Below are 16989 nucleotides of genomic sequence, written 5' to 3'. Positions count from 1 at the left end.
GGGCCTCGCCCCCTTTCCCCACTGCTGTCAGGCTACGGCGGCGGTGATGGCATCCGACAGGATGCTGATGCCCTGATCGACCTCGGCTTCTGAGATCGTCAGCGGCGGGGCGATGCGGAACACACCGCCCATACCGGGCAGCTTGACGATGTTCATGCTTAAGCCCCGCTGCATCGCTTCTTCCATAATTTTCGCCCCCAGCTCGAACCCCGCGGCCTTGGTGCTGCGGTCGGTGACGATCTCCATCCCCTGTAACAGGCCGCGCCCACGGACGTCACCGATGCAGTCAAAGCGCTGTTGCAGGCCCAGCAGGCCGTCGCGCAGGCGCTGACCCCGGCTGACGGCCTGTGCCACCAGACCATCCCGCGCCACCACATCCAGCACCGTCACCCCGACAGCGGCGGGCAGCGGGTCAGACACATGGGTGGTGTAGAACAGAAAACCGCGTTCAAACGCCGTCTGTTCAATGGCGCCGGTGGTCATCACCGCCGCCAGCGGCAGTCCGGCCCCAAGGGTTTTCGACAGGGTCATAATATCCGGCGTCACCCCGTCGCGCTGGAAGGCGAACAGATGCCCGGTGCGCCCCACCCCCGTCTGTGCTTCGTCAAGGATCAGCAGCATACCGCGTTCCTCGCACTTGCGCTTCAGGGCGGCGAGGTAGCCGGGCGGCAGCTCCAGAATGCCGCCGCTCGACAGGATCGGCTCGGCGATAAAAGCGGCAAGATTGCCGGTGGACTGACGGTCGATCAGCCAGAAGGCATCATCCAGTTCCGTCTGCCAGTCCAGTGATCCATCGGGGTGGGTAAAGCGCGGGCGGTACGCATTGGGGGCCGGAATCACCAGCGACCCCGCCGCCGCCGGGCCATACCCGCGCCGCCCGGCGCTGTAGGTGGCCGAGGCTGCCGATCCGGTCATACCGTGCCAGCTCTGGGCAAAGGCCACCACCTCGTGACCGCCGGTGACCAGCTTGGCCATGCGGATTGCCGCTTCGTTGGATTCCGCGCCGGTGGTCAGCAGCTGCACCCGGTCAAGCCCGGGGGCAAGGTCTGCCAGACGCCGGGCCAGATCGACCACCGGGCGGGTCAGCATACCGCTGAACAGGTGAGCAACCTGACTCATCTGCCGCTGCACGGTGGCGACGATATCCGGGTGGCCGTGGCCCAGAACCGCGCTCATCTGCCCGGAGGTAAAATCAAGGATCGCCCGCCCGTCGGCATCATAGACATAACTGCCTTCGGCCCGCTCAATGATCAGCCGCTCAAAGGCCGAGCCATAGCGGATCAGGTGCTTATCAGCGGCTTCCCAGAAAGCGGGGTCGGCGTTGCGGGACATGGGGGCCTCCTTACGGGCGATGTCAGAACCGGTCTTCACGCTAACAACTGTCCCGCTGCAAGAAAAATTGATAATATTGCAAGCCGATATCAGAAGGACTGATACCAATGCCCGAGCCCGATCTTGCCCTGCTGCGCAGCTTTTCCGTGGTGGCCCGCACCGGCTCCCTCAGCACCGCTGCGGTGCAGGTTGGCCGGACCCAGTCCGCCCTGAGCATGCAGATGCGGCGGCTGGAAGACCTGACCGGGCATATTCTGCTGCACCGCACCGGGGCGGGGGTCCGCCTGACCACGGCGGGAGAGCGCCTGCTGCACCACGCCGACGCCCTGCTGGCCCGCCATGATGAGATGCTGGCCGACCTGCGCGGCACCACCCTGAAAGGGGCGATCAGCCTTGGTTGCCCGGAAGACTATTCGATCACCTTTCTGCCCGGTCTGCTGAAAGGCTTCTGCGCCCGCAACCCGGAGGTGGAGCTGCGGATGGTCTGCGCCCCGACGCCGGAGCTGCGGCCCCTGCTGCACCGCCGCCAGATCGACATCGCGCTGGTCTCGCTGCCTGATCCGGCTCACCCGGAGGTGATCCGCCCGGAACGCTTCGTCTGGGTTGCTGACGCGCCGGAGCCCGCCGTGCTGGCGGCGGCCAGCCTGCCACTGGCCCTGACCGCCCCCAGCACACTGGATTACCGCGCCGCCTGCGATGCGATGGATGCGCTGAACCGCCGCTACCGCGTCGCCTTCGCCAGCAACAGTCTGGCCGGACTGATTGCCATTGCCCGGTCCGGCCATGCCATCGCTGTTCTGACCCGCACCGCCGTACCGCCCGATCTGCACATCGTCACCGCCGGAATGCCACCGTTGCCGACCATCGGCATCGCGGTGGAATACGCCGAGCCCCGCCCCGGCCCGGCTGTGCGGGCCCTTGGCGATCACATCCGGCAGGTGCTGCCGACACTGGCCGACCGACAGACGGTGTAGAGGACCGGAAACAGACCTTACGCCAGCAGGCCGCTGGCAAGTACCCGGAAGGCCTCCTGCGCCTTGGGCAGCACCTCTTCGGGGGTGTTGCTGGCGGCAACCCACAGCGCCGCATTCAGGGCTGCCCCATTGATCAGCCGGGCGGCGGCTTCGGGGTCCACCGCTCTGACGGTGCCATCGGCAATCAGACGCCGCAGAACCTGCGTGGTCGTTTGCAGGCAACTGTTCTGGCTGGGCCACTGCGACGGGTCGCCCAGCACCGCCGGGCCATCAAGCAGCACGATGCGCTGCACCTCTGGCTCACGGGCCATATCGATATAGGCTGCCCCTTCCGCCAGCAGGGCATCCCACAGGGTGCCGCACTGCTGGCCGATGGCGTGGGCGCGGGCCGCCATTGCAGCGTCTATCTCTGTCACCACCGCCAGCAGCAGGCCGCGCTTGTCGCCGAAATGGTGGTACAGCGCCCCCCGCGTCAGGCCGACCGCTGCCGTCAGATCATCCATCGACGCGGCGGCATAGCCCTTTTCGGCAAAGGCGACACGGGCGGCGGCCAACAGGCGCTGCCGGGTTTCTTCCATTTTCTCAGCCCGTCGGGTTGCCATGCGGTTTTCTCCCGGCACAAAAATTTACATACGGTGCGTATGCGAGTTGACATACGCCCCGTATGTAACGATATAGGTGACATACGCCGCGTATATCAACACGCCCCGGATCTGTGAAGCCCTCACATCCCCTGTCAGCCTCACATCCCCCGGCAGCCTCACACCCCCTGTCAGAAAGGGATCCCCCGATGACCAGACCTGAAGCCGTCTTTCCTGCTGACCGCCATGAACTGTATCAGCGGCACCGTTACTCCGCCGCCATCCGCAGCGGCGACCTGCTGTTTGTCTCCGGTCAGGTCGGCAGCCGTGCCGACGGATCGCCGGAGCCGGATTTCCGCCGACAGGTGGAGCAGGCCTTCGCCAATCTGACCGCCGTTCTCGCCGCCGCCGGATGCACCCTGCGCGATGTGGTCGATGTCACCACCTTCCACACCGACCCGCAGGCGCAGCTGGAAACGGTGATGGCGGTACGTAACAGCGTCATCCCCACCGATCCGCTGCCGAACTGGACTGCCGTCGGCGTGACGTGGCTGGCCGGTTTTGATTTCGAGATCAAGGCGATTGCCCGGATCCCGGCAGCCTGATCTGACCACCGCCCCAGCCCATGAAAAAGGGCGGCAGGATCATCCCTGCCGCCCCGGATGCCCTGATCCCGATGCTGACCGGCTCAGGCCCCGTAGCCAAACGGGTCATCAAGGCTGTGGCTGGGCTGGGTGAACCAGCGCGGGCCATCTTCAGTCATATAAAAGTGGTCTTCCAGCCGCACGCCGAACTTACCGTACAGGCACAGCATCGGCTCGTTGGAGAAGCACATGCCCGGTGCCAGCGGCGTCTGATCGTTACGCACCAGATAGGGCCATTCGTGGATATCCAGCCCGATCCCGTGGCCGGTGCGGTGCGGCAGACCCGGCACCGCATACTCCGGCCCATAGCCCTGCTCCTCCAGATAGGTGCGGGCGGTCACATCGACCGACCCGCATGGCGCGCCGGGGACGGCGGCGGCAAAGGCGCGGGCCTGTGCTTCCTTTTCATGGTTCCACACCCGGCGCTGGTCCGCCGTCGGAGTGCCGTAGACATAGCTGCGGGTGATGTCGGAGTTGTAGCCGTGCAGCTTACAGCCGGTATCAATCAACACCATGTCGCCATCCTGCAGGGTCTGCGGGTTTTTCACCCCATGCGGATAGGCGGTGGCTTCGCCGAACAGCACGATACAGAAGCTGGAGCCAGCCGCCCCCACAGCCCGGTGGGCCCGGTCGATGAAGTCCGCCACCTCGGGGGTGGTGATACCGGGGCGGAGGATCCGCGCCGCTGCCTGATGCACCCGCAGGGTCATATCCTTCGCCCGCTGCATCAGCGCCAGTTCGGCAGTGGATTTCTGCATCCGGCACCCGGCGGTCACCGGTCTGGCATTCACCCATGTCACCGCCGGGGCAGCCTGCCGCAGCGCGTCGAACAGGAAGAACGGGGTACTTTCGTCCAGCCCGACCGTCACCGCCCCGGCCAGCAGGGTGGCGCACAGCGCCGCCGGGTTTTCATGTTCCTGCCAGACCGCAATCTCTCCGCTGATCACCCAGTAATCGCGCAGGGTATTTTCCTCAAACGCCGGCGCGATATAGGTCAGCGGGCCACGGGCCGGGATCAGCGCCCCCACCATCCTCTCGCTGGGGTTCCAGCGGGTGCCGGTGAAGTAATACAGGCTGCTGCCCGCATGCACATACACGGCATCCAGCCCCTGCGCCTGCATCAGCGCCTGCGCCTTACCGATGCGGGCGGCGTATTCCTCAGCCGTGATCGGGGCGATGCCGCCGGTCATGTCAGACAGGGCGGCAAGTTCAGTCTGCGGGTCAGAGCCACCGACACCAAGGGCCATCGATAATGTCCTTACACTACGCTGTGGGTTGACCCCCATCCTAGCATGGCGCCGCGCACCGGCAAGATTGTATCCAAAATCCAGAAGTATTACACCCCTGTATCCTTCAGGAAGGCCCGCACTGCCGTACTGACCTGCTGATGCACCTGTGCCCGGTCCTGCCCGGCATCATCACAGAGGAAGCGGTCAGAGGGGTCCGGCTCCTGCGCCAGCAGGGCCTTCCCGCCGGGCTTACACTCCGGCAGCACGCTGAAGTGACCGCCCGGCTGTTCCAGCAGTCTCGCCCCCGGAATCCGTGCGGCCAGCGCCGCCGCATTGGCGGCGTGGGGCAAAAGCTCGTCCCCGGTCAGGACGACAACCAGCAGCGGCACAGGCCACGCCGCCAGACTGTCGGCGGAGAAGGCCTGCGCGAAGGCCGGGGAGAGCGCCACCACCGCCTTAATGCGCGGATCACGGTACGATCCTTCCAGCCGCTGGCGGTCAAGACTGTCAAAACTGAGCCCCGCTGACAGGAAATAGGCGCAATCCCCCTGCTGCGGGTGCCGCTGACACAGGGCGCGGTAAGCATCGCGGTCAAGCCGTGCCCCACCCGCGGCCAGAACCGTATAGCCCCCCAGCGAATGACCGATGGCGGCGATCCGCGCCGGATCAACCAGCGGTGCGATCTGCGGATCGCTCAGAACAGTCTCCAGCGCCGCTGACAGATCGCCGGGGCGCTGCCACAGGGCCATCGCCTTCCGGGCGGAGGAATCGCCGGTGGTGCTGCCGGGGTGGGTCAGCGATACCACCACATAGCCAGCCTCGACCAGATCGCGTGCCAGCCACGCCTGATTGGCCATGTTGCCGCCGCTGCCATGCGACAGCAGCACCAGCGGCAGCCGTGCCCCCAGCGGGGCCTGCGGGACGGCATCCTTCTGTACTGCCACCCCGGTCAGCAGCGGGCCATCGCCCACCATCTGCGTGGCCGGTCCACGGGCCGCCGGATACCACACCGCCACGGGAAAGGTGCGCAGGCCGTCCTCCGTCGGCCACTCCACCATCAGCCGCCGTGCCGCGAGCAGGGTTTCCGGCAGCGGGGCTTGTGGCGGACGCTCCGCCGCCTGCCCCTGCCGCTCCGCCGGGGCCGTCATCAGCACCGCTCCGGCCACCGTCGCCCCGACCATCACCGATACTGCCAGCCCCATGACTGACCGCGTCCACCCTGTCATTCCCGCATCCTTTCACGCTCTGCGCCGCTGCTGCGGCCCCGGCCTGTCTTTAATGGAAGGCGTGCTTAGCAGAAGGCGTGCCAAATGCAGAACCCCCGCTTTCCGTGAAAAATCACAGAAAACGGGGGTTGAAAGGGTCGCCTTCCGCCATCATCAGCGGAAAACGCTATCGGAAAACGCCATCAGGGCGGAAACCCGGGCTCCGCCTGCTGGAGCCGCCCGGCAATGCGGATCGGCTGGACAGAAACCGCCTTGCCGCTGCGGTCCGTTTCCACCACCACACCGCAGACCGTCGCCTCGCCTTCCGCCGGGGACAGCCGTTCCCCCGGAATCTTGCGGATGAAGCGGGACATCGCCGCTTCTTTCTTCATCCCGATCACCGAGTTGTAGTCGCCGCACATCCCCAGATCGGTGATGTAGGCGGTGCCCCCGGGCAGGACCTGCGCGTCAGCGGTCGGCACATGGGAATGGGTGCCCGCCACCAGAGAGGCCCGGCCATCGCAGAAATGGCCCATCGACATTTTTTCGCTGGTGGCCTCGGCGTGGATATCGACGATCACCGCCTGCACTGCCGCGCCCAGCGGATACTTCTGTAAAATCGCCTGCGCGCTGGCAAAGGGGCAATCCAGCGGATCCATGAACAGCCGCCCCATCACCTGCACCACCAGCACCTTACGGCCATCAGGCAGGCTATACAGCGCCGCCCCGCGCCCCGGGGTGCCATCCGGGTAATTGGCCGGCCGGACGATACGCGGGTCGCGGTCGATATAAGCCAGCATCTCGCGCTGGTCCCACGCATGGTTGCCCAGCGTCACCACATCGACCCCGGCGTCGTAAAACTCCTGCGCGATGGTGGCAGTCAGGCCAAAACCGTGGGCCGCGTTTTCACCGCAGACGGCGACAAAATCCAGCTTCAGATCACGGCGCAGACGGGGCACCTCACGCACCACCGCATCGCGGCCGGACCGGCCGACCACATCCCCCAGATACATCAAGCGCATACCAATAATCCTGTTCAGCGGTGCCCGCCCGGCCAGACCCGTCGGTCAGGTCGTCCGGCAGGACAGCACCGCGTTTTCCGTCACAACCCAGTCCAAGGGTTCATCATGACCCTCTCGCGGCACTTCGGCAAGCGCCTGACCGGCAAAAGCCGCCCCCACCGTCACCGGGCCCTGCCCGGCAGCGCGCAGGGCCGCCAGTGTGCGGTCATAGTACCCACCGCCATAGCCCAGCCGGTACCCCGCCCGGTCAAAGGCCAGCAACGGCACCACCACCGCTGTCGGGATCACTTCCGCCGCGTCTGCCGACGGATGCAGGGTCTTGAACAGCCCTTCGGTCAGCGCATCCCCCGGCGACCACCGGCGGAACCGCAGCGGCTGGCCCCGCCCGGTCACCTCCGGCAGTGCGGTGACAACGCCCACCCCGGCCAGAGCCGTCAGCAGCGGCAACACATCCATTTCGCCCGGCAGGGGGTAATATCCGGCGACCATCGCCCCCGGGGCCGTCAACTGCCCCCATAAAGTGGGGTGCGATACCGCCAGCGCCGCCAGAAGCCGTCCGGCAGCCGGGGCCGCAGCGGCAAAAGCACGGCGCTGCGGGCGCATTGCCCGCCGCAGGGCATCTTTCAGCTCAGTCATCGTCGTTCGGATTCTCCGGTTTTCCGGCGGGCGTCCTGCCCGGCCCCAGACGGGCCCCACCGCCTGAATACGGCATCTGGCACCCTCTGAAGACATCTCTTAAAAACACAAAACCGGCAACCGCAGAATGAACGCGATTACCGGTTTTGTGTTTCTCTTCTTTTTCCGCAAGATCCGGCATCAGATCCGGTCTCCCGCAAGAGCAGGAAGCAGTGCGAAGCCACCGTAGGCCGTTGGTCCGCAGACCCTCCACTAAGGCCGCGAGCACAAAGTGGGCGCCGTGTATAAAGGCCAGAGCCCCTACAGGGACAGCTCCCTCGTTTGAATATTATAGCCCCCGGGAGTAGTGCACCTCACGCACCGGGCAGCCTCGCACCCTTTACTTAAGACGTTGCGAGGCTTCTTGCAACTGTTTCAATGCGCGCGGCCATTCTTTCCAGCGCGGACGCGATATCGTCCTCGGCCTGACGCAGGGTCTGATGCTCATTCCGGCGCTGTTCCAGATGCGAGCGGGCCGCTTCCAGCGCCTGTTTGGCATCGGCGAGCTGCTTCTTCAGCGCGGTCCCCTCTCCCTCCAGACGCGACAGCTCAGCCTTGCTGCCTTCCCCCAGACGGGCCGCCTCAGCCTGTGCCTCGGCAATCTGCCGGTCGGCGCGGGCGCGTACCTCCATCACCTGCTCCTGCGTCTGGGCGCGCAGGGCGTCCAGCTCCGCCTGAAGCTCAGCCATCGAAGACTCGGTCTCTTCACGGATCGCGGAGATGGTGGCCTGCGCCTCTTCCCGCACCGCAGCGATGGCGGCTTCCGCCTCGGCCTGAGCCTCGGCGATTTTTTCCTCGACCATCAGCTCGGCTTCGTGCGACAGGGCGTTCAGGGTTTCCTGCGCCTTGTCACGGGTGCGGCGGGCATCGCCCAGCTCATCCGCCAGCGTCAGGCTGGCGAGCACAAGGATCAGCCCTTCCGACACCGCGCCGGTGGCCTCAGACAGCGACCGCGCCCGGCGGTCAAGGTCATGGCCCAGCGCCTGAAGCTGCTGTTCCTGCCCGTCCTCGCACCCGATGCTGTAGGACCGTCCATTGATTGTCAGTGTAACCTGAGCCATCCCGCTCACATCTCCAGCACCGCCCGCAGGCGGCCAATGGCAGCATCAATACGCCCGGAAGCCTGCTGACCGGTCAGCTTCAGGGACTGGTAATCCGACCGCACGGCCGACAGTTCCGCCGTCAGGGCGGCCAGATTACCGCTGTCATGCCCGGACTCCGCCATCCGGTCAAGGGCCGCCTGTCCGGCCTGCTCCAGCAGGTCAACGGCATCGCCCAGACGGGACAGGGCCAGATCAATCCGGCGCGGCGAAATCGAAGGCGTATCCATGGCAGCCTCTTCCAAAATCTCATTCTCTGTCAGATGTGCTCTTCCCGGCTCTGTCAGCTGCGCTGTTTCCCGGTGACAGCGGCGACAGTGCTGATATCGCCACCGGCGCAAACCGGGCACAGGCGCACACCGGGGGCACCCGAGCTTACTCTGCCCCAGCGGGACTTAAAGAAGTATGAAGCCCGGCGATGCGGACCCCCTTTGTGCCCCACAGGGCTTTTAATGCTCTTTTTCAAGTGGTTTCAGCACACTCTTTCTAAAATGTTCGGCACGCTCTTTCTAAAACGCTCAGCGCGCCCTTTCTAAGCGGTTTCAGCACACTATCGTGTGACATTAAAAGATTGTATAAGCATAGGCCCGTTGCCCTGCCCCGGTCAACGCCTTTGGCGGAGCCCCCTGCCGTGTCCGGCTTTTCTGATCCCCTGCGTCTGCGGGTCAGCACCCACGACGAGATCCGCACCGCCCTTCTGCGCGCGGCGGATCAGGCGCGCCCGGCAGAACTGTGGAGCGCCCCCGGCGCCGCCTGCTGGCTGGGGCCGCGCTGGCTGCGGCTGGCGGTCAGCCATGTTGCCGCAGCCCTGCCCGCCCCCCCGGTCTGGACCTGCGTGCTGGATTGCGGCGACGCCCCCGGTCTGGCACTTGCCGCCTGGGCGGACGGGCAGACCGCCGTTGCACTGTCGGGCACCGTTCCCGCCCCGGCGTGGGCCCGGATGCAGGCGATTGCCACCCAAAGCGGGACAGTCCTGCTGCGGGCAGAAGATGGCCCGGCTGACAGTTTCGCATGATCGGGAATTGAAGCGGCGGGCAGAGCGGGCTATGAAGGGGGCAGCACCGGCATTTCTGCCTGCCCTGCCATGTCTGTCGCCTGCCTCATTCTGTCTGTATTGGACCCCGCCCGATGGCTAAATCCCGTTCTTCCGAGCCCGCTTCCGATCCCCGGGACTGCCGCCTGTATCTGATTACCCCGCCTGTCCTGCCGGATGTGGAAGCCTTTGCCGCCACCCTCGCCGCCGCACTGGATGCCGGGGATGTTGCCGCCCTGCAAATCCGCCTGAAAGACGTGGATGACGATACCGTACGCCGCGCCGTTGACGTGCTGCGCCCGGTCGGGCAGGAACGCGGCGTTGCCGTGATCCTGAATGACAATCCGGAGCTGGCGAAAGAAACCGGCTGCGACGGCGTGCATGTCGGGCAGGAAGATACCCCGTACAAACAGGCCCGCGCCATCATGGGCCCGGATGCCATTGTCGGCGTCACCTGCCATGACAGCCGCCATCTGGCGATGATCGCCGCTGAAAGCGGGGCTGATTACGTCGCTTTCGGTGCCTTTTTCCCGACCACCACCAAAGAGGCCAAGTTCCACGCCGAACCTGATCTGCTGGAATGGTGGCAGTCGATGATGACCACCCCCTGCGTTGCCATCGGCGGCATCACCGCCGAAAACGCCCGCCCGCTGGTCGAAGCCGGGGCGGACTTCATCGCCGTCTCGTCGGGCGTCTGGGCCCACCCGCAGGGGGCCGCCGCCGCCGTTCAGGCTTTCGGCCCGGTGCTGGCGCTGTAACGGACCATCGAAGGAAGGCAGACGGTCAAGCGGCCCGCCCCTCCGTCTTCCCCCCCTCTGACAGAGAAAGCCCCGGAGCCTGCGCCCCGGGGCTTTTCTGGTTTCAGGCCACTCAGACCAGATCGAAGCGGTCTGCGTTCATCACCTTGGTCCAGGCCGCGACAAAGTCGGCCACGAACATTTCGCGGGCATCGTCCTGTGCGTAAACCTCGGCATAGGCACGCAGGATCGAGTTGGAGCCGAACACCAGATCAACACGGGTGGCGGTGTAGCGGGTTTCACCGCTCTTCCGGTCCCGGATGTCATAGCTGTTGCGGCCGGTGGGCACCCACGTATAGGCCATGTCGGTCAGCGTGGTGAAGAAATCGGTGGTCAGCGCCCCGACGCGGTCGGTGAAGACCCCGTGACGGCTGCCGCCGTGGTTGGTGCCGATCACCCGCATCCCGCCGACCAGCACCGTCATTTCCGGTGCGGTCAGACCCATCAGCTGGGCACGGTCGAGCAACAGCTCTTCCGGGGCCGGGGTGTAATGAGCCTTCTGCCAGTTCCGGAAGCCGTCGTGCACCGGCTCCAGCACCGCGAAGGACGCGGCATCGGTCATCTCTGCCGTCGCATCCCCCCGGCCGGGCAGGAAGGGAACGGTGACCGTGATACCGGCTGCTTTCGCCGCCTGCTCCACCCCGACATTACCGGCCAGCACGATCACATCGGCCACACTGGCACCGTGGGCGGCGGCAATCGGCTCCAGCACCGCCAGCACCCGGGCCAGACGGTCCGGCTCGTTCCCGGCCCAGTCTTTCTGCGGGGCAAGGCGGATGCGGGCACCGTTGGCCCCGCCGCGCATGTCTGACCCCCGGAAGGTACGGGCACTGTCCCATGCGGTGGTGACCAGATCGCTGACGCTCAGGCCAGTGGCCGCAATCGCCGCCTTAACGGCACCGACATCATAATCGGTACGGCCCGCCGGAACCGGATCCTGCCACAGCAGATCTTCCGCCGGAACATCCGGCCCGACATAGCGGACCTTCGGCCCCATGTCGCGGTGGGTCAGCTTGAACCACGCCCGGGCGAACACCTCGGAGAAATAAGCCGGATCTTTGTGGAACCGCTCGGCAATCTTGCGGTATTCCGGGTCAAACCGCATCGCCATATCGGCATCGGTCATGATCGGCTTGCGGCGGATGGTCGGATCCTCGACATCAACCGGCATGTCTTCTTCCTTGATGTCGATCGGCTCCCACTGCCACGCCCCGGCCGGGGATTTCTGCAACCACCAGTCATAGCCGAACAGCATGTCGAAATAGCCGTTGTCCCACTGCGTCGGGTGGGTGGTCCACGCCCCTTCAATCCCGCTGGTGACGGTGTCGCGGCCGATGCCACGGCCTGACCTGTTCAGCCAGCCGAAGCCCTGATCCTCAATCTCGCCCCCTTCCGGGGCCGGGCCGAGCTTCGCCGCATCGCCGTTGCCATGTGCCTTGCCGACGGTGTGGCCGCCCGCCGTCAGGGCGACGGTCTCTTCATCATTCATGCTCATGCGGGCGAAAGTTTCCCGCACGTCCTGCGCGGTCCGCAGCGGGTCGGGCTTGCCGCCCACCCCTTCCGGGTTGACGTAGATCAGGCCCATCTGTACGGCGGCCAGCGGGTTTTCAAGGCTTTCCCGGCTGTCGTCGCCGTAACGGTCGGCGCCCATCCAGTCTTTTTCATTGCCCCAGTAGATGTCTTTTTCCGGGTGCCAGATATCCTCGCGGCCAAAGCCGAAGCCGAAGCTTTTCAGGCCCATCGACTCATACGCCATGGTCCCGGCCAGCACGATCAGGTCAGCCCAGCTGATCTTGTTGCCGTATTTCTTCTTGATCGGCCACAGCAGGCGGCGGGCCTTATCAAGATTGCCGTTATCCGGCCACGAATTCAGCGGGGCGAAGCGCTGGTTGCCGGTGGCGGCACCACCCCGCCCGTCAGCGCTGCGGTAGGTGCCCGCCGCATGCCATGCCATGCGGATCATCAGACCGCCGTAGTGGCCCCAGTCGGCAGGCCACCAGTCCTGACTGTCGGTCATCAGCGCCTTAAGGTCCCGTTTCAGGGCCTCGACATCCAGCGACTTCAGCGCCTCGCGGTAGCTGACGCCGGGCAGCGGATTGGTCTTGCTGTCATGCTGGTGCAGAATATCGAGGTTAAGGGTCTTCGGCCACCAGTGGGTCGGGGAGGAGCCGGAAGCGGTATTGCCCCCATGCAGAACCGGGCATTTACCGGAAGAAGTGGTGTCCATATCGAGACTCCGATCATGGCTGAAATTGTCGGGATACCGGGAAGCTGAATTCCGGGAAGCGGCGTATGCCGGAGGGCGGCGGGGGGGCATCGGCATCCATCGCCCTGTTCAAAAACCTTACCAGCCTGACTTAAATTATAAAGACGATACTTCCGATACTTTTAATCGCATTAAACGATTAAAATTCTCCACTGTTACGGGGACGGCCAAGGGGCAACGATGCTCCCCTCAAACAGGGTATCCCTCATAAGAAACGGCACAACTGTTTCCGCCGAAAACAGGGCCCTTTTCGCATGCAAACAGATGATGTCGGGAAGAGACTGCCCCAAAACAACAGAAGCCTGCCGTGGTGAGACGGCAGGCTTCTGCGGATAACGGTCAGCAGTCTGTAACAGGGTTACGCCGGATAGGCGGTGCGCAGCTTTTTCAGGATCGGCTCGGCGTAGGCCGACAGATTATCCCAGCCGCCGATAACGTGACCGTCGATCAGGATCTGCGGCACGGTCTTTGCCCCCGGCACCCGCTCCTGCATGGCGGAGAAAGCGGCGGTGGTCCCGACATCCTTTTCTTCGTAAGGGATGTTGTGTTCGGCAAACCAGGCCTTCGCCTTGTGGCAGAACATGCAGGTTTCTTTGGTGTAGATCTCGACCTTCATCGTCGGTGCCCTCTCTGATGTGCGGGTCTGCGGGGTGCGCTTCAGCGCGGTGCAGTCACCATAGCGGATTGCGCCTGTCATTCCAGACGATAGTTCCGATATTTTTGATCGTTTTTTCAGATTTATTGCAGTCTGACAAAACAAACCCCTCCCCCGGTATCCCGGGAGAGGGGTGTGCAGATCTCAGGCCTGAAGACCCGCTCAGCCGAGCGACTGAACAATCTCTTCGGTCATCTTCTTGGCATCGCCGAACAGCATCATGGTGTTGTCGCGGAAGAACAGCTCGTTCTCCACCCCGGCATACCCCGAGGCCATCGACCGCTTGATGAACAGCACGGTCTTGGCTTTTTCGACATCAAGGATCGGCATCCCGTAGATCGGGCTGGCCGGATCGGTCTTCGCCGCCGGGTTGGTCACGTCGTTGGCCCCGATGACATAGGCGACATCGGCGGTCTGGAAGTCGTTGTTGATCTCTTCCAGCTCGAATACCTCATCATACGGCACGTTGGCTTCGGCCAGCAGCACGTTCATGTGGCCCGGCATACGGCCTGCCACCGGATGGATGGCATACTTGACGTCAACGCCTTCCGCCTTCAGCAGATCCGCCATTTCCCGCAGGGAATGCTGGGCCTGCGCCACCGCCATGCCATAGCCCGGCACGATGATGACCTTAGAGGCGTTCTTCATGATAAAGGCCGCATCTTCCGCCGACCCGGCCTTGACCGCACGGTCGCCGCCCGGACCACCGGCAGAGGCCACCGCGCTGTCGCCGCCGAAGCCGCCGAGGATGACGTTGAAGATCGAGCGGTTCATGCCCTTACACATAATGTAGGACAGGATCGCCCCTGAGGCCCCGACCAGTGCCCCGGCCACGATCAGCAGCGAGTTGCCCAGCGTAAAGCCGATGCCGCAGGCTGCCCAGCCGGAGTAGGAGTTGAGCATCGAAATCACCACCGGCATATCCGCCCCGCCGATCGGCAGGATCAGCAGGAAGCCGAGGGCAAAAGCCAGAATCACCAGCAGGGTGAAGGCAAAATAGCTTTCAGTGCTGACAAACCAGATGATCAGGACAACCAGCAGGATGCCCAGCACCGCATTCAGCGGATGCTGCATCGGAAACTGCAGCGGTTTGCCCGAGATCAGGCCCTGCAGTTTGCCGAAGGCGATGACCGAGCCGGAGAAGGTGATTGCCCCGACGGCAACACCCAGACTCATTTCCACCAGCGACCCGGCCTTGATGTGGCCGACGGTGCCGATGCCATAGCTTTCCGGCGCGAACAGGGCAGCAGAAGCCACCAGCACGGCGGCCATACCGACCAGCGAGTGGAAGGCGGCGACCAGCTGCGGCAGCGCCGTCATCTGCACCCGCAGGGCGACGACGGTGCCGATGGCCCCACCGATGACGATGGCGACGATAATCAGCATATAGCTCTGGACCACCGGCGACACCAGGGTGGTGACAATGGCCAGACCCATGCCGATCATGCCGAGCATGTTGCCCTTGCGGGCGCTTTCAGGGTGCGACAGTCCGCGCAGGGCGAGGATGAAGCAGACGGCGGCGATGATATACGCCGCCATGGTGAAATCCGTGGCGCTCATCTGATGCGGCTCCCCTTACTTGCCCTTTTTCTTGAACATCTGGAGCATCCGCTGCGTCACGATAAAGCCGCCGAAGATGTTCACCGCAGCCAGAAGCACGGCAAAGAAGCCGAGAATCTTCGAGCCGGTGAAATCAACCGGGCCGGTCGCGATCAGGGCGCCGACGATGATCACCGAGCTGATGGCGTTGGTCACGCCCATCAGCGGCGAGTGCAGGGCCGGAGTGACCGACCACACCACATAGAACCCGACGAAACACGCCAGAATGAAGATGGTGAACAGATACCAGAACTCATTCCCGCCATGGGCGGCCCCGGCCTGCGCCGAGGTGGCGGCGGCCTGCGCCGCCAGAACCTGTGCCTTCATCGCCAGTTCGCTGGCCTGCTGGGCCACCACCTTGGCGGCTTCCTGAATGGCCTGAACAGATTGATCCATTATCCCTGTCCTCCCTGTCAGCCTGCGGCGGCGGGCGCGGCCGCCAGCGCCGGATGCACCACCGCGCCGTCGCGGGTGACGCAGGTGCCCTTCACCAGATCATCCTCCCAGTTGATCTTCAGGGTCTTTTCCCCCTTGTCGGTCAGAAGCTGGACGAAGTTGAACAGGTTGCGGGCGAACAGGGCGGAGGAATCACCGGGCAGACGGCTGGCGACATTGGTATGGCCGACGATCTTGACCCCGTGGCGGATCACCACCTCACCCGGCACCGTGCATTCGCAGTTACCGCCCTGCTCGGCGGCCAGATCGATGATCACCGAGCCCGGCTTCATCGTCTTCACCTGCTCTTCGGTGATCAGGGTCGGGGCCTTCCGGCCCGGAATCAGTGCGGTGGTGATGGCGATGTCCGCCTTTTTCAGAAACTCACCGACCACCTGCTTCTGCTTGACGAAGTATTCCGCCGGCATTTCCTTGGCGTAGCCACCGGCGGTTTCCGCCTCTTTTTCCATGGCTTCGTCAACGACGACAAACTTGCCGCCCAGGGATTCCACCTGTTCCTTGGTGGCCGGGCGCACGTCGGTGGCATGCACCACCGCGCCAAGGCGCTTGGCGGTGGCAACGGCCTGAAGACCGGCGACACCGGCACCGAACACCAGCACACGGGCCGGGGCAACGGTACCCGCCGCCGTCATCATCATCGGAAACGCCCGCCCGAATTCCGCCGCCCCATCAATGACAGCACGGTATCCGGCAAGGTTATTCTGCGATGACAGGATATCCATCGACTGGGCCCGGGTGATGCGGGGCATCAGCTCCATCGCGAAGGAGGTCACCTTACGGGCCTTCAGCGCGTCGACCACGGCGGGCTGGGTCAGGGCATCCAGCTGGCAGAACAGCACCGCGCCTTCTTTATACGAGGCGGTTTCATCGGTGCCTTCCTCTGCGGTCAGCGGACGGCGGACCTTCAGGATGATATCGGCGTCAGACAGCGCTGCGGCATCCGCGGCGACGGTGGCTCCGGCTTCGGTGAACTGGGCATCGGGGAAGGATGATCCCTCCCCCGCACCGGCTTCGATCACAACAGTGTAACCGAGGCCGATCAGCTTCTTCACCGTCTCCGGGGATGCGGCCACGCGCAGTTCTCCGGCGCGGCGCTCCTTCGGTATGGCGATCTTCATTTGGGCGTATCCCTTGTGCCTGTTCCAATTGTGTTGGAGTTGCAGCAATATGGGCCTAACCATGCCTGTAACGGGGGGCCGTTGTGAAGCCCTCAACGACAGGAAATTCCGATTTCCCCCAAAAAATTCGACAGAATATTACCTGTGGGTGGGTTCTGCACGAAATGGACCTACACTTTCCCCACCCCTACCCTACCCGCCCCTGGGGATAAGCGCAGGTTCTGTATCCAATATGCACCCCTTATACCAAAACAGCAGCCCAAAACCTCGCCGGGCGTTGATCATCCTGCAGGAGTCTGCGCC

18 protein-coding genes and 1 other RNA gene are annotated in these 16989 nt (G+C 64.4%); 4 read left to right on the top strand and 15 right to left on the bottom strand.

Going from position 1 to position 16989, the window contains the following annotated elements; genetic code table 11:
* Positions 1–27: 27 nt before the first annotated feature.
* Positions 28–1332 (bottom strand): aspartate aminotransferase family protein, encoded by a 1305-nt coding sequence (locus G365_RS0114020; RefSeq protein ID WP_019646159.1) that lies wholly within the window; start codon positions 1330–1332, stop codon positions 28–30.
* Positions 1333–1439: 107 nt separating this feature from the next.
* Here G365_RS0114020 and G365_RS0114015 point away from each other — a divergent pair, with 107 nt between their 5' ends.
* Positions 1440–2306 (top strand): LysR family transcriptional regulator, encoded by an 867-nt coding sequence (locus tag G365_RS0114015; protein WP_019646158.1) that lies wholly within the window; start codon positions 1440–1442, stop codon positions 2304–2306.
* A gap of 17 nt (positions 2307–2323) precedes the next feature.
* Here the strand turns inward: G365_RS0114015 and G365_RS0114010 are convergent, their stop codons facing one another.
* On the bottom strand, positions 2324–2908 hold the full coding sequence (locus G365_RS0114010; protein ID WP_155976285.1) for a TetR/AcrR family transcriptional regulator: 585 nt from the start codon (positions 2906–2908) through the stop codon (positions 2324–2326).
* 188 nt (positions 2909–3096) lie between these two features.
* Between G365_RS0114010 and G365_RS0114005 the strand changes: the two genes are divergently transcribed.
* The gene (locus G365_RS0114005) at positions 3097–3492 is read left to right on the top strand and encodes a RidA family protein (protein WP_019646156.1); all 396 of its coding nucleotides are present in this window, start codon (positions 3097–3099) and stop codon (positions 3490–3492) included.
* A gap of 83 nt (positions 3493–3575) precedes the next feature.
* Here the strand turns inward: G365_RS0114005 and G365_RS0114000 are convergent, their stop codons facing one another.
* The 8 genes from G365_RS0114000 to G365_RS0113970 all read right to left on the bottom strand — a co-directional run bounded on the left by G365_RS0114000 (position 3576) and on the right by G365_RS0113970 (position 8992).
* Positions 3576–4778, bottom strand: a complete 1203-nt coding sequence (locus tag G365_RS0114000; RefSeq protein ID WP_019646155.1) for a M24 family metallopeptidase — start codon at positions 4776–4778, stop codon at positions 3576–3578.
* Between the two features lie 89 nt (positions 4779–4867).
* Complete coding sequence (locus G365_RS21650) at positions 4868–5986, bottom strand: alpha/beta hydrolase family protein (RefSeq protein WP_155976284.1); 1119 nt, start codon at positions 5984–5986, stop codon at positions 4868–4870.
* A 182-nt stretch (positions 5987–6168) separates the two neighbouring features.
* Positions 6169–6987: a TIGR00282 family metallophosphoesterase gene (locus G365_RS0113990; protein WP_019646153.1), complete on the bottom strand. Its 819-nt coding sequence runs from the start codon at positions 6985–6987 to the stop codon at positions 6169–6171.
* Positions 6988–7032: 45 nt separating this feature from the next.
* On the bottom strand, positions 7033–7623 hold the full coding sequence (locus G365_RS0113985) for a 5-formyltetrahydrofolate cyclo-ligase (RefSeq protein ID WP_019646152.1): 591 nt from the start codon (positions 7621–7623) through the stop codon (positions 7033–7035).
* The gene (locus tag G365_RS0113980) at positions 7616–7804 is read right to left on the bottom strand and encodes a hypothetical protein (protein WP_019646151.1); all 189 of its coding nucleotides are present in this window, start codon (positions 7802–7804) and stop codon (positions 7616–7618) included. The genes G365_RS0113985 and G365_RS0113980 overlap by 8 nt, the downstream gene beginning before the upstream one ends.
* A gap of 32 nt (positions 7805–7836) precedes the next feature.
* Positions 7837–7997: non-coding RNA, 6S RNA (gene ssrS, locus G365_RS23580), on the bottom strand.
* Between the two features lie 9 nt (positions 7998–8006).
* A complete protein-coding gene (gene zapA / locus G365_RS23080) occupies positions 8007–8723 on the bottom strand; it encodes a cell division protein ZapA (RefSeq protein ID WP_019646150.1) in 717 nt (238 codons plus the stop codon).
* Positions 8724–8728: 5 nt separating this feature from the next.
* Positions 8729–8992, bottom strand: coding sequence for a hypothetical protein (locus G365_RS0113970; RefSeq protein ID WP_019646149.1), 264 nt, complete (start codon positions 8990–8992; stop codon positions 8729–8731).
* 401 nt (positions 8993–9393) lie between these two features.
* On the opposite strand from G365_RS0113970, the gene G365_RS23075 reads away from it, so the two are divergent.
* Together G365_RS23075 and thiE are read left to right on the top strand one after the other, a co-directional pair.
* Positions 9394–9777: a hypothetical protein gene (locus G365_RS23075; protein ID WP_019646148.1), complete on the top strand. Its 384-nt coding sequence runs from the start codon at positions 9394–9396 to the stop codon at positions 9775–9777.
* Positions 9778–9890: 113 nt separating this feature from the next.
* Positions 9891–10553, top strand: coding sequence for a thiamine phosphate synthase (gene thiE / locus G365_RS0113960; protein WP_019646147.1), 663 nt, complete (start codon positions 9891–9893; stop codon positions 10551–10553).
* A gap of 112 nt (positions 10554–10665) precedes the next feature.
* Here the strand turns inward: thiE and katG are convergent, their stop codons facing one another.
* The 5 genes from katG to G365_RS0113935 all read right to left on the bottom strand — a co-directional run bounded on the left by katG (position 10666) and on the right by G365_RS0113935 (position 16686).
* On the bottom strand, positions 10666–12819 hold the full coding sequence (gene katG / locus G365_RS0113955) for a catalase/peroxidase HPI (RefSeq protein ID WP_019646146.1): 2154 nt from the start codon (positions 12817–12819) through the stop codon (positions 10666–10668).
* 397 nt (positions 12820–13216) lie between these two features.
* Positions 13217–13555, bottom strand: a complete 339-nt coding sequence (locus G365_RS0113950) for a glutaredoxin domain-containing protein (protein ID WP_245554759.1) — start codon at positions 13553–13555, stop codon at positions 13217–13219.
* Positions 13556–13675: 120 nt separating this feature from the next.
* Complete coding sequence (locus G365_RS0113945) at positions 13676–15073, bottom strand: NAD(P)(+) transhydrogenase (Re/Si-specific) subunit beta (protein ID WP_019646144.1); 1398 nt, start codon at positions 15071–15073, stop codon at positions 13676–13678.
* A gap of 15 nt (positions 15074–15088) precedes the next feature.
* Positions 15089–15508 (bottom strand): NAD(P) transhydrogenase subunit alpha, encoded by a 420-nt coding sequence (locus G365_RS0113940; protein WP_019646143.1) that lies wholly within the window; start codon positions 15506–15508, stop codon positions 15089–15091.
* Between the two features lie 17 nt (positions 15509–15525).
* Positions 15526–16686: a Re/Si-specific NAD(P)(+) transhydrogenase subunit alpha gene (locus tag G365_RS0113935; protein ID WP_019646142.1), complete on the bottom strand. Its 1161-nt coding sequence runs from the start codon at positions 16684–16686 to the stop codon at positions 15526–15528.
* Between the last annotated feature and the right edge of the window lie 303 nt (positions 16687–16989).

The organism is Novispirillum itersonii subsp. itersonii ATCC 12639, from assembly GCF_000381985.1.
Taxonomy (GTDB): domain Bacteria; phylum Pseudomonadota; class Alphaproteobacteria; order Rhodospirillales; family Rhodospirillaceae; genus Novispirillum; species Novispirillum itersonii.
The sequence above is the reverse complement of the archived record's forward strand: the minus strand, read 5'-3'. Positions and strand labels throughout refer to the sequence as shown.